Annotated in this window: 12 protein-coding genes; all 12 read left to right on the forward strand. The window is 41.8% G+C overall.

Annotated elements, in window-relative coordinates; genetic code table 11:
• The first annotated feature begins 2 nt into the window (after positions 1 to 2).
• The 12 genes from fliR (at position 3) to BG00_RS08010 (ending at position 13,549) form a co-directional block, all read left to right on the forward strand.
• The gene (fliR, locus tag BG00_RS07955; protein WP_036981751.1) at positions 3 to 782 is read left to right on the forward strand and encodes a flagellar biosynthetic protein FliR; all 780 of its coding nucleotides are present in this window, start codon (positions 3 to 5) and stop codon (positions 780 to 782) included.
• 9 nt (positions 783 to 791) lie between these two features.
• Positions 792 to 1,922 (forward strand): flagellar biosynthesis protein FlhB, encoded by a 1,131-nt coding sequence (gene flhB / locus BG00_RS07960; RefSeq protein ID WP_036981753.1) that lies wholly within the window; start codon positions 792 to 794, stop codon positions 1,920 to 1,922.
• Positions 1,923 to 1,993: 71 nt separating this feature from the next.
• Entirely contained in the window at positions 1,994 to 4,102 is a 2,109-nt protein-coding gene (flhA, locus tag BG00_RS07965) for a flagellar biosynthesis protein FlhA (RefSeq protein WP_036981755.1), read from the forward strand.
• Positions 4,103 to 4,123: 21 nt separating this feature from the next.
• Positions 4,124 to 5,614: a flagellar biosynthesis GTPase FlhF gene (flhF, locus tag BG00_RS07970; protein ID WP_036981757.1), complete on the forward strand. Its 1,491-nt coding sequence runs from the start codon at positions 4,124 to 4,126 to the stop codon at positions 5,612 to 5,614.
• On the forward strand, positions 5,607 to 6,467 hold the full coding sequence (locus BG00_RS07975) for a MinD/ParA family ATP-binding protein (protein WP_036981759.1): 861 nt from the start codon (positions 5,607 to 5,609) through the stop codon (positions 6,465 to 6,467). The genes flhF and BG00_RS07975 overlap by 8 nt, the downstream gene beginning before the upstream one ends.
• 26 nt (positions 6,468 to 6,493) lie before the next feature.
• Positions 6,494 to 7,204 carry an RNA polymerase sigma factor FliA gene (locus BG00_RS07980; protein WP_008112209.1) on the forward strand — a complete coding sequence of 237 codons (711 nt, stop codon included), beginning with the start codon at positions 6,494 to 6,496 and terminating at the stop codon, positions 7,202 to 7,204.
• 40 nt (positions 7,205 to 7,244) lie between these two features.
• Complete coding sequence (cheY, locus tag BG00_RS07985) at positions 7,245 to 7,628, forward strand: chemotaxis response regulator CheY (RefSeq protein ID WP_036981761.1); 384 nt, start codon at positions 7,245 to 7,247, stop codon at positions 7,626 to 7,628.
• A gap of 16 nt (positions 7,629 to 7,644) precedes the next feature.
• On the forward strand, positions 7,645 to 8,412 hold the full coding sequence (locus BG00_RS07990; protein WP_036981764.1) for a protein phosphatase CheZ: 768 nt from the start codon (positions 7,645 to 7,647) through the stop codon (positions 8,410 to 8,412).
• Between the two features lie 14 nt (positions 8,413 to 8,426).
• Positions 8,427 to 10,634, forward strand: a complete 2,208-nt coding sequence (locus tag BG00_RS07995; RefSeq protein ID WP_036981766.1) for a chemotaxis protein CheA — start codon at positions 8,427 to 8,429, stop codon at positions 10,632 to 10,634.
• A 53-nt stretch (positions 10,635 to 10,687) separates the two neighbouring features.
• The gene (locus BG00_RS08000) at positions 10,688 to 11,824 is read left to right on the forward strand and encodes a protein-glutamate methylesterase/protein-glutamine glutaminase (protein ID WP_036981767.1); all 1,137 of its coding nucleotides are present in this window, start codon (positions 10,688 to 10,690) and stop codon (positions 11,822 to 11,824) included.
• Positions 11,817 to 12,581: a flagellar motor protein gene (locus BG00_RS08005; protein WP_036981768.1), complete on the forward strand. Its 765-nt coding sequence runs from the start codon at positions 11,817 to 11,819 to the stop codon at positions 12,579 to 12,581. The genes BG00_RS08000 and BG00_RS08005 overlap by 8 nt, the downstream gene beginning before the upstream one ends.
• Positions 12,582 to 12,586: 5 nt before the next feature.
• Positions 12,587 to 13,549, forward strand: coding sequence for a flagellar motor protein MotB (locus tag BG00_RS08010; RefSeq protein WP_036981770.1), 963 nt, complete (start codon positions 12,587 to 12,589; stop codon positions 13,547 to 13,549).
• The last annotated feature ends 1 nt before the right edge of the window (position 13,550 follow it).

Below are 13,550 nucleotides of genomic sequence, written 5' to 3' on the forward strand. Positions count from 1 at the left end.
CAATGGAATTTCCATTTTCCGTTGTCATTCAATGGTTAAGTGATTTTTTACTGCCCTTAGTGCGCATCAGCTCTATGATCATGATCATGGCGGGTATTGGCGCAAAAAACGTACCTGCTCGAATAAAAATGGGCTTGGCTGTAGTGGTCACCTTCTTAGTTGTTCCTGTTCTTCCTGCTGCTACATTTACTAATTTATTTTCTTTTGAAATGGTTTTAGTGGTCCTACAACAAATGCTGATTGGCGTTGCGATTGGTTTTGCATCCACACTACTGCTCAATACATTTGTGTTAGCCGGGCAAATCCTTGCTATGCAAACCGGTTTAGGTTTTGCGTCAGTTGTTGACCCCTCAAATGGAATGAGTGTGCCTGCTGTAGGGCAGTTCTACCTCATTTTAGCTACCTTGTTATTTTTTGTATTTAATGGCCACTTAATGATGATTCAAATGGTGGTACATAGTTTTCAGGTACTGCCAATTGATGGTAATTGGTGGGCGGTTGATCATTATTGGGACATAGTGACATGGGGTGGTTGGATGTTTACCACTGCATTAGTGCTGTCATTAGCACCATTAACCGCCATGCTTGTAATTAATATGTCATTTGGCATCATGACCCGTGCTGCCCCACAGTTAAATATCTTCTCTATAGGCTTTCCGTTTACCTTAGTGGCAGGGCTCGTTATTATTTGGGCAACGCTTGGTAACTTTGTCACTCAGTTTGAGTTCCAATGGCTAAAAATGGTTGAGCTGATGTGTACTCTAGTTGGTTGTTCCCCTTAGGAGAGCGTAATGGCTGAAGATTCCGGACAAGAAAAAACCGAAGAACCCACCCCAAAAAAAGTTGATGATGCTAAAAAGAAAGGCCAAATAGCGCGTTCTAAAGAGTTAGGTACCATGTTTGTACTTATTTTTTCTGCTATTTCTCTATTAATGTACGGCCCTGAAATTGGCAAAGGCTTGTACCGAATTATGGGCAGAATGCTTAGTCTTAATCGCAATGAAACCTACGACACCACAAAAATGTTTGCGGTGTGGGGGGAGGTGGCCGATGTACTGTTATTTCCTATGTCGATGTTTGTACTTATTATTGTACTAGCTGCGTTTATTGGTAACACCATGCTTGGCGGCTTTAATTTTAGCTGGCAGGCAGCTGCGCCCAAAGCCAGTAAAATGTCGCCAATGAAAGGTTTTACTCGGATGTTTGGCCCGCAAGCAGCTATTGAACTACTTAAGTCATTATTAAAGTTTGGCCTAGTGGCGACCTTCGCTATCTTTTTAATTAATGTTTATTTTGATGAAATATTACATTTGAGTATAGAAAGTGCGCCGGGCAATATCGTGCATGCTTTAGAAATATTAGCCTGGATGTTTTTAGGGTTATCTTGCACCTTAATTATTATTGCAGCTATTGATGCGCCATTTCAAAGTTATAGCCATAACAAACAGCTTAAAATGACGATGCAAGAAGTAAAAGATGAATATAAAAACTCTGAGGGTGATCCGCAAATCAAAGCGCGTATCAGGCAAACCCAACGTCAAATGTCGCAAAAGAGAATGATGCAGGATGTTCCTGATGCCGATGTTATTGTTACCAACCCTACTCATTACTCAGTGGCTTTAAAATACGACACAGAGCGAGCTGGAGCGCCTATTGTACTAGCCAAAGGTGTTGATGAGCTCGCTATGCAAATTCGTAAAATTGCTTTGGGTAATGAAGTGCCTATTGTTGAGTCGCCTACCTTAACGCGAGCGCTTTATCACACCGCTGAAGTGGGGGAGCAAATTCCCGATCAGCTCTTTACTGCAGTTGCACAAGTGCTTGCCTATGTATTTCAGCTTAAACGGTTTAAAAAAGGCCGTGGAAAACGCCCTGTTGCGCTTAATAAAAAGCTACCTATCCCCGACGAATTTAAGTATTAACCGCTAACCAACTAACTTGGAATAGTTATTGCAATTTCAGCGTAGTGTCAATTTTTTGAAATTGTAGAGTTATGGAATTTAAAGCGGTATTACAACAACTTAATAAAGATAAAAAAGAATATGCAAAGGGTGTTGGTACACCGCTTTTAGTCTTAGCTGCGCTTGGCATGGTTATATTACCACTGCCTCCATTTCTGCTTGATATATTATTTTCGTTTAATATCGCGCTCGCATTAGTTGTATTACTGGTCACTGTATACACCATGAAACCGCTTGAGTTTGGGATGTTCCCAGCGGTGCTGTTAATTGCAACCATAATGCGCTTAGCACTTAATGTAGCCAGTACTCGGGTGGTACTACTTGAGGGTCATAACGGTGGTGATGCTGCTGGTAAAGTCATTGAAGCATTTGGCTCGGTGGTGATTGGTGGTAACTACGCCGTGGGTTTAGTGGTGTTTTTAATTCTGATCATCATTAACTTTGTGGTAATTACCAAAGGTGCAGGACGTATTTCAGAAGTATCAGCGCGTTTTACTCTAGATGCTATGCCAGGTAAGCAAATGGCCATAGATGCAGATATGAATGCTGGCTTTATTAGTGCGGAGCAAGCCAGAGAGCGTCGTGATGAAGTAACCCGTGAAGCTGACTTTTATGGTTCTATGGATGGTGCCAGTAAATTTGTAAAAGGCGATGCTATTGCTGGCATAGTCATTTTAGTGATCAATATTGTGGGTGGCTTATTTGTTGGCATGATCCAACATGATTTAAGTTTTTCACGCGCTATGGAAGTGTACACACTATTGACCATTGGTGATGGCTTAGTCGCGCAATTACCTTCATTACTACTTTCAATTGGTACTGCGATTGTTGTAACCCGTCAAAATGAATCGCACAATATGGGCGATCAGTTTAAGAAGCAATTAGGTAACGAAAAGTCATTATTTATTGCCTCTGGTATCCTCATCACTATGGGTTTAGTCCCAGGTATGCCGCATATTGCATTTTTAAGTTTAGGGGCGCTTTTAGGTTACCTTGCATACTACACCCAGCAAAACAAACTGAAATTAGCCGCAGCAGAAGCGGAAGAAGCCGAAAATGCGGCCTCAGGTACCGGAATTGCGGCTAAACAAGAGCAAAAAGAACTAGGTTGGGATGATGTTCAACAAGTTGATGTTATTGGCTTAGAAGTCGGTTACCGACTCATTCCTCTCGTTGACCAATCACAAGGTGGCGAGCTGTTAAACCGTATTAAAGGAGTGCGTAAAAAACTATCTCAAGAGCTGGGCTTTTTAGTGCCGCCGGTGCATATACGCGATAATCTAGAACTCGACCCAAATGCATACCGCATAACCATGATGGGTGTATCAAGTGGTGAGGGTGAGCTTAAACATGGTGATGAATTAGCGATTAACCCAGGCCAAGTATTTGGCCCGATCAAAGGCATTGAAACTAAAGATCCTGCGTTTGGTTTAGATGCAGTTTGGATAAAACCTGCTCAAAAAGATGAAGCACAGTCTTTAGGTTACACCGTAGTTGATTCAGCAACCGTTGTGGCCACTCATATTAGTCAGTTACTCACTAATAGCGCCGCATTATTACTCGGACATGAAGAAGTACAAAACTTATTAGATATGTTAGGTAAAAGTCACCCTCGCTTAGTTGAAGGGCTAGTACCTGAGGTATTACCACTAACCACCATCGTTAAAGTACTACAAAATTTATTAAATGAAGGGGTAGCAATACGAGATATGCGCTCAATTGTTCAAACCCTTGTTGAGTATGGCCCTCGTAGCCAAGACCCAGATGTATTAACGGCTGCAGTGAGAATATCGTTGCGTAGATTAATCGTTCAAGATGCTGTTGGTATGTCTTCTGAAATCCCTGTCATAACCTTGGCGCCTGAGTTGGAACAGATGTTGCATCAGTCACTTCAAAATGCAGGTGATGAAGGTGCCGGAATAGAACCAGGGCTTGCTGATAGACTTCAAACATCATTGAATGAAGCGCATCAAAATCAAGAAATGGCCGGTGAACCTTCAATATTGCTAACGTCAGGAATGTTACGCACTGTGTTATCTCGATTTGTTAAATACACCATTCCAGGATTGCGGGTGATGTCTTATCAAGAGATACCAGATGAAAGACAGATCAAGATTGTCAGCTCTGTAGGCCAACAATAAGATTTTAAAGGGGTTTGAATTATGAAAATTAAACGTTTTTTTGCTAAAGACATGCGCACTGCACTAAAAGAAGTCAAAGAAGAGTTGGGTGTTGATGCGGTTATTATGTCAAATAAAAAACTAGCTAATGGCGTTGAAATTGTTGCTGCAGTTGATTACGACAAAGCAGCGACAAAACCGCCAGAGCAGCCTCAAAGTCAACCTGCTGCAAGCGCTTCATTTGCACATACTGAGCAAAGTTCACATAATTTTGTTAAACCAGAACCGCAACGCGCTCAACCTAAGCCACAAGCAAAGGTTGCAGATAGCTTACAAGCCTTACTAGAGCGTCAGTCTCCACGTCCTCGTTCAGCAGAGCTTGCTTCAATGTTTTCACACTCTGGTATTGACACATCTGGCCACTATCAAGAACAAGAGCTTGTGCAATCACGACCTAAAAATATGTTTGAACGTGAACAAAGCGTGCCAGTGCGTCCTCGCACCCAAGCCGATAGCTTAGGTTTTGACGACTTAGACAGTGGCTTTGACGATTTAGATTCACCTAGCGCACCGGGTCAGCAAACAATGCATAAAGAATCCAGTGACATCAGCACAATGCGTGAAGAAATGAACGCAATTCGTCAACTATTAGAGCACCAAGTATCAGGTTTAATGCAGCAAGATATGGCACGTCGCGATCCGACCCGTGCATGTATGATTGACCGCTTAGTCGGTATGGGGATAGAGAAAAATGTTGCTGAGCAAATGGCATGTTTTGTACCAGACGATGTGTCTCGCCAACAAGGCTGGAAAGCTTTATTGAACATGGTTGAAGATCAAATGCAAACCACGAACAACGAAATACTTCGCCAAGGCGGTGTTTTTGCGTTAGTCGGGCCTACTGGCGTGGGTAAAACCACCACAGTTGCAAAACTGGCAGCATTGGGTGCACAAAAATACGGTGCCGATAAAGTAGCGCTTATTACTACCGATACCTACCGTATTGGTGCTTATGAGCAGCTAGCAACGTATGGTCGTATTATAGGTTGTGGCGTTAAACAAGTTAAAGATGCAAATGAATTAGCAGAAGTTTTATATCATTTACGAAATAAACGTCTAGTTTTAATTGATACAGCGGGAATGAGTCAACGTGATTTACGCTTAACCGAGCAGTTAAACACCTTGATGCGTAATCAGCGTGTTGATATACGTAGTTATTTAGTATTAAGTGCGACGGCGCAAATTAATGTATTGCAAGAAACAGTAAGGCACTTTAAAAAAGTACAGCTAAGTGGATGTATTTTTACTAAACTTGATGAGTCATTGAGTTTAGGTGAGATTATTAGTATTGCGATTCAAAATCGTCTCCCAATAGGGTATCTTACTAACGGTCAGCGAGTACCAGAAGATATTAGAGTGGCAAATGCCGAAAAACTAGTAAAAAAAGCTGAGCAATTGTATTTAAAAAGAATAAAAGCACAACAATCACGACACCAATCAGTGGCGTCGAGCACAGTAGAGATGTATGATTAACACAGTTTTAGATCAAGCAAGCGGCCTTCGCAAAATGAGCAAGAATAATAATAACGGCGTAAAAGTTATCGCTGTCACCGGCGGCAAAGGTGGAGTGGGTAAAACGAACGTATCCCTTAATACAGCAATCGCGTTAGGCCAACAAGGCAAACGTGTGCTTGTACTAGATGCTGATTTAGGATTAGCGAATTGTGATGTGATGCTTGGACTGCGCGTTGAGCGTAATTTATCTCATGTTTTATCGGGCGAATGTGAACTTGATGATATTTTAGTCGAAGGTCCCGCAGGCATAAAAATAGTGCCTGCAACATCGGGTTCGCAAAGTATGGTTGAGTTATCACCCTCAGAGCACGCTGGACTTATTCGTGCATTTAGTGAACTTAACACCGACTTTGATATTTTAATTGTTGATACCGCTGCGGGTATTTCCGATATGGTGCTGAGTTTTTCTCGCGCAGCGCAAGATGTGCTTGTGGTGGTATGTGATGAGCCTACATCAATTACCGATGCCTATGCTTTAATTAAAGTACTTAGCCGTGAGCACGGCGTTTATAAATTTAAAATTGTTGCCAATATGGTGCGCAGTTTACGCGAAGGGCAGGAATTGTTTGCAAAACTTTCAAAGGTTACCGACCGATTTTTAGATATATCAATGGAGTTGGTTGCAACGGTTCCATATGATGAAAATATGCGCAAATCAACGCGCCGCCAAAAAGTAATTGTTGAGATTTTTCCTGGGTCGCCTGCTGCAATTGCTTTTAAAACACTGGCTACAAAAATTGCTAAGTGGCCAACACCTAGCCAAGCCTCGGGTCATTTAGAGTTCTTCATTGAGAAACTAGTTAGTAACTAACAATGACAATACCGGTGAATAGAGTTATGGGATATCAGTCAACACAGAATTTAAATATGATTGTTGAAAAGCATGCCTCATTAGTCAAAAAAGTGGCGTGCCATTTAATTGCTCGTTTACCGGCCAGTGTGCAGCTAGATGATTTAATTCAATCGGGTATGATTGGTTTAATTGAAGCTTCAAAAAACTTTGATGCAAGCAAAGGTGCAAGCTTTGAAACCTTCGCCGGTATTCGTATTCGTGGTGCGATGATAGACGAAATGCGCCGAGGCGATTGGGTTCCACGTTCAGTTCACAGAAAAAGCCGTTTGGTTGCAGAGACTATTGTTGCGCTTGAGAACAGTTTAAACCGTGAACCTAAAGATAGTGAAGTTGCTGAAAAACTTGAAATTTCGCTAAATGAGTATCATCATATTTTAAACGATGTAAATGTAAGCAAAGTGTTAGGCATTGAAGACCTTGGTATAGATGACGATGTGATTACACCCCATGGCCAAGATTTAGCACTAGACAAACCGTTTAATAATGTTAAAAATGAACGGTTTAATGAGTCTTTACTCAGTGCAATAAAGTCGTTACCGGAGAAAGATGCAATGGTGCTTTCTTTGTACTATAACGATGAGATGAATTTAAAAGAAATTGGGCATATACTCGATGTAAGTGAATCGCGTGTAAGTCAGATACATGGTCAGGCGATGATTAAGCTTAAAGCAAAAATCAATGACTGGATAAACTAGAAGTAAGTAAATAAAGGTTCAGGCCTCACTGGAGGATGTTTTGGATAAAAACATTAAAATTCTTGTTGTTGATGATTTCTCAACAATGAGACGTATTATTAAAAATCTGTTGCGCGATTTAGGTTTTACCAATGTTCAAGAAGCAGATGACGGGTCAACTGCTTTGCCTATGTTGCAAAATCAAGCGTTTGATTTTGTTGTAACAGATTGGAATATGCCAGGCATGCAAGGTATTGATCTTTTAAGGGCAATTCGAGCGGATGAAAAATTAAAGCATATTCCTGTTTTAATGGTTACAGCAGAAGCTAAAAAAGAACAAATAATTGCTGCGGCCCAAGCAGGTGTTAATGGTTATATTGTTAAACCATTTACTGCAAGTACATTGAAAACTAAATTAGAAAAAGTGTTCGAACGCTTAGGTTAATGAGAGGGAGAGGCTTATGTCAGCACCTGCTGCGCCTCAGATTACTTTAGAACAAGCTCGCCAGTTAGTTGTTTTTTTAGAAAATGGTGAGCAAGATAAAGCGAATCAGTTAATTTTAGAAACAGCTTCACAAGAGCAATCACATTTATTTGCTGAGGTGGGAAAGTTGACTCGTCAACTGCACGAAGCTTTAAAAAGTTTCGAGTTAGACACGCGTTTAACAGACATTACCACTGATGCCATCCCTGACGCAAAAAAACGCCTTAACTATGTCATGGAAATGACAGAAAACGCAGCCAATAAGACAATGGATGCGGTTGAAGCAAGCTTACCATTAGCACAAGAAATCGCTGACGAAATAGCTGATATCAAGCCAACGTGGGATCGTTTAATGAACCGCGAAATAGAGCTTGGTGAGTTTAAATCACTTTGCCATAGTATTGATAAGTTTATGAGCAGTTCTCATCACAAAACCGATGAGTTACAAATGCTGATGACTAATGTGCTGATGGCTCAAGACTATCAAGATTTAACCGGTCAGGTTATTCGCCGTGTTATTGAACTTGTCCGTGAAGTTGAAGAAAGTTTAATTCACCTTTTAACTGCATTTGCAGCGCAAGGTGGTGAGGCTGAACCAACTGAACAACCAGAAAAAATAGAAGATCCCATTGTTGCACAAACACTAGCAGGTCCCGAAGGGCCTATTATTGATAAAGAATCGCGTAATGATGTTGTATCTGATCAAGATGAAGTTGATGATCTATTATCAAGTTTGGGCTTCTAATAGGGGAGTACTGCATGAGCTTTGAAGTCGATGAAGATATTTTACAAGACTTTTTAGTAGAGGCCGGAGAAATCCTTGAGCTTTTATCTGAACAGTTAGTAGAACTGGAAAACAATCCAGATGATACTGAGCTACTAAACGCAATATTTCGCGGTTTTCACACTGTAAAGGGTGGCGCTGGCTTTTTGGCTATGACAGAGCTTGTTGATGCATGTCATGGTGCTGAAAATGTGTTTGATTTACTGCGCCAAGGTGTAAGAACAGTTAACTCTGAATTAATGGATGTGATTTTACAAGCACTGGACACCATTAATGAAATGTTTGCCACGATTAAAAATCGTGACCAGCCAGAGCCTGCGGATCCAGAATTACTTGCTGTACTTCACAAACTTGGGCAGCCACCGACAGCAGAAGAGCTTGCCGGCGATTCTGTGGTTGAAGATATAGCTCCTGTGGAAACTCCATCGGTAGAGCCTGAACCAGTTGCAGAGCAACCGAGCAACGATGCTATAGAAGACCCGTTTGCTTTTGATGAATTATTTAGCGGCCCAGATAGCAGCAGTACTGAGTCTCAGGTTGATGAAATAACCGAAGACGAATTCGAAAGCCTACTTGATGAACTTCATGGAAAAGGGCAAGCCCCACAAGAAAAACAATCATCATCAAGTGACAATGATGTCAGTGGTGATATAACTGACGATGAATTCGAAAGCCTACTTGATGAACTTCATGGTGTAGGCAGCTTTGGCGAAGTGAGCCAAGCAACCTCAAGTACACCACAACAAACACCATCAGCTCCTTTGACTCCACCAAGTAACGAGCAAAGTTCGGGCGATAATGAAATAAGTGACGACGAGTTTGAAGCGTTACTTGATGAGCTTCATGGTAAAGGTGCACCTAAATCGATAGAAACACCGGCTCCTGTAAGTAAACCAGAACCTGTAGTCGAGAATAAACCTGCGCCTGCTGCGACACCAAAGCCACAGCCTAAACCAGAGCCAGCTAAGCCGGCTTCTGCGGCACAAGCAGCTCCCGCTAAAAAAGCAGCGCCTCCACCGGCAGAAACAACGGTACGAGTTGATACCAAACGCTTAGACCAAATAATGAACATGGTAGGTGAACTGGTACTTGTGCGAAATCGTTTGGTAAGTCTAGCGACTAACTCTGATAGCGAGGCCATGGGTAAAGCAATTTCTAATTTAGATGTAGTGACAGCTGATATCCAAGGTGCGGTAATGCAAACACGAATGCAGCCAATCAAAAAAGTATTTGGCCGCTTCCCACGTGTGGTACGTGATTTAGCCCGTTCATTGAATAAAGATATCAACTTGCAAATGGTAGGCGAGGACACTGATTTAGATAAAAACTTAGTGGAAGCGCTTGCTGATCCGTTAGTGCATTTAGTGCGCAATTCAGTGGATCATGGCATTGAAATGCCAGACGTTCGTGAAGCATCAGGTAAACCTAGAACCGGTACTGTTACTTTATCAGCGTCTCAACAAGGCGATCATATCTTGCTTACTATCCAAGATGATGGTGCTGGTATGGATGCTGAAAAGCTTAAAAAGATTGCCATTAACAAAGGGGTGCTTGATCACGACCAAGCGAGTCGTCTTTCTGATACCGAAGCTTATAACCTTATTTTTGCACCTGGGTTTTCAACTAAAGAAGAGATTTCAGATATTTCTGGCCGTGGCGTTGGTATGGATGTGGTTAAAACAAAAATCACTCAACTCAATGGCTCAGTAAATATTAAATCAGAGATGGGCGTAGGTACTACTTTAGAGATTAAAGTACCACTGACACTGGCAATACTGCCTACCTTAATGGTAGTGGTTGGCGAACAAACATTTGCTTTGCCGCTGGCGGGTGTTAGTGAAATATTCCACTTGGATTTAACAAAGACCAATGTGGTTGATGGTCAGCTTACTATAATAGTTCGTAAAAAATCGATTCCGTTATTCTACCTTGAACATTGGCTCATCAAAGGGGCTGATAGAGGTCAGCGAAAAGCACAAGGTCATGTGGTTATTGTGCAAATAGGAACTCAAAAAGTGGGTTTTGTTGTTGACTCGCTTATTGGTCAAGAGGAAGTGGTAATTAAGCCTTTAGACGCATTACTTCAAGGGACGCCTGGTATGGCAGGTGCAACAATCACCTCTGATGGTGGCATTGCACTGATATTAGATGTGCCAAGTATGTTAAAGCATTACGCTGGATAATTAAAAGTAGGCATATATTTTATGCCTACCCATTCATTGAATAAGAGAGCGAAATGGCTGTTAAAGTTTTAGTAGTTGATGATTCAAGCTTTTTTCGCCGCAGAGTGAGTGAAATTCTTGAACAAGACAGCGGCATTGAAGTTATAGGTTTTGCTGTAAATGGTCGAGAAGCTGTCGATAAAACAGCTCAATTACGACCTGACGTGATCACCATGGATGTTGAAATGCCGGTGCTTGATGGTATTAGTGCAGTTAAAGAGATCATGGCGAGTAACCCCACTCCTATTTTAATGTTCTCCTCGTTAACACGCGCAGGCGCATCTGCCACCTTAGATGCACTTGATGCCGGCGCGATGGATTTTTTACCGAAAAAGTTTGAAGATATTGCTCGTAATAACGACGACGCAATAAAGCTATTACAAAATAAAGTTAAAGAAATAGGCCGCCAGCGAAATGGTAGAATTATCAGAGCGCCTGCTGCTCCAAGTCTTAAACCAGCGCCAAGCACCTCTGAGCGCTTTGCTCATAAGCCTATAGTGCAACCTGATCGTAGCTTTAAAAGCGCAAGCCCAACGCCTTCTAGTAGCACATCAACGCGTGCTAGTGGTAAGCAATATCAATTAATTGCTATTGGCACATCAACAGGTGGACCAGTTGCACTGCAAACTATATTGACTCAGTTACCTGCTAATTTCCCACACCCAATACTACTCATACAACACATGCCAGCTGCATTTACACCTGCGTTTGCGACCCGATTAGATAGCTTGTGTAAAATTAAAGTAAAAGAAGCACAGCAAGGCGATAGACTGCAACCAGGCTGTGCTTATTTAGCGCCAGGCGGACAGCAAATGATGGTAGAAGGACGAGGTTCAAACAGAACATTACGTGTATTTGAAGATAAAAATGAACGAGTTAGCTATAAGCCTAGTGTGGATATTACCTTTGCTAGTGTAGCAAAAGCGTATCAAGGCGATGTACTTGCCATTATTTTAACTGGTATGGGCGCAGATGGTCGTGACGGTGCTCGCATGCTTAAACAAACTGGCGCTACAATTTGGGCTCAAGATGAGAAAAGTTGTGTTGTCTATGGTATGCCGCAAGCAGTAGCTAGTGCTGGATTAGCAAATGAAAACATAGGCCTTCATGATGTGGCGGTGCGCTTAAAAAGAGAGGTTGGCTTTGGATAAGCTTTCTATTTTAGGGTTATTGGTTGCATTAGGTGCTATTGCAATAGGTTATTCTTTAGAGGGAGGTGTGGTATCTGCGCTGTTTAATGGGCCTGCACTAATTATTGTATTAGGCGGTACATTAGGTGCGGTGATGCTGCAAACATCAGCCAATACTTTTAAGAAAATGCTTAGTATTACACATTGGGTTTTTGTTACTGATGAGCACGATATTGAAGATGCTATTGAGCAAGTAAAACGCTGGTCGCACAAAGCTCGCCAAGAAGGCTACTTAGCGCTAGAAAACGAAGCGCTTACTCACTCTGACCCCTATGCCGCCAAAGGACTGAGTTTATTAGTTGATGGCTGTTCAGAGCAAAAACTACGCGATACCCTTGAAATAGATTTATTACTTGAACGAGAACGATTGCTTGAAGCTAGCCGTGTATATGAAGCGATGGGAGGTTACAGCCCGACTATCGGTATCCTAGGTGCTGTGCTTGGATTGATTCAAGCTATGTCATTTATTAATGATCCTGAGCAATTAGGGACGGGCATTGCTACTGCATTTATTGCTACTATATATGGCGTAGGTTTAGCTAATTTACTGTTTTTGCCTATGGCCAATAAATTAAAGCAACGTGTTGAGCAAAAAATGCTTTACCATGAAATGCTAGCTGAAGGCGTTATTGCCATTAGCCAAGGTGAGAGCCCTATTAATATAGAATTAAAGCTTGAAGCTTACCGCGTTGAACGTCCTATTTTACAGGCAAATTAGCGGTTATGTTGCGCCGTCGCTTACGTTATCAAAACACTAAAAATCAACACACTGAGCGTTGGCTAGTTTCCTATGCAGATTACATGACCATTATGTTCGCATTTTTTGTTGTATTGTATGCCATTTCAATAAATAAAGAAGACAATATACAAGTACTATCTGATTCTCTGGAGCATGTTTTTGATAAGTCAACGAAACAATATTCTCAGCAGGGTAACGGGGTAAATGGTGATGCTTTATTGCTTGAAAGGGTGACCCCTGAGGCTGAAATACTCTATGGCGAAAGTATTCAAGAGCAAGAGCAAGGCCCAATGTTACTCGATGGTCAAAGTGACAATAGCAATATTAGTCAACGCCACTTAGGTAAGCCGCTGGATAGTTTATTGGCTAAATTACAATCGTCGCTGATTGATGAGATACGCAGTGGCGAGGCTAGCTTAGAACTAAGCCAAGACTGGTTGGTTATTGAGCTCAATTCCGGATTGTTGTTTGCCAGTGGTAGTGCTGTTGCACATAATAAGGCCAAAGAGATTGTAAAAAAAATTGAAGCAATCATCGCATCAGTCGATAACTATATAAGAGTACGCGGGTATACAGATAACGAAACCATACGAAATGAAATATTTCGTTCTAATTGGGAGTTATCAGTGGCGCGTGCAACCTCAATATTAGTTGAGCTAGAGCGTTTGGGCATTGAATCCGCGCGCATGGCCATTGAGGGGTATGGTCAATACTCGCCCTTTGCCGATAATGATACCGAAGCTGGGCGTGCCGAAAACCGTAAAGTCGTGATTGCACTTTCTAAATATGGTTTAGCACCAGAGCCCTCTGATGAACAAACGAAATCATCAATTTCAGTATCAGAGCAAAGTCAGCCAGAAATTGAGCTACCTGCCCAAGATGATACAATAAAAATAATCCGTTTACCGCATGGTGGCATCCGTGTTACAACGCGCAACGAACAGTAAT

Source organism: Pseudoalteromonas sp. SCSIO_11900 (genome assembly GCF_000576475.1).
In the GTDB taxonomy this organism is placed as follows: domain Bacteria; phylum Pseudomonadota; class Gammaproteobacteria; order Enterobacterales; family Alteromonadaceae; genus Pseudoalteromonas; species Pseudoalteromonas tetraodonis.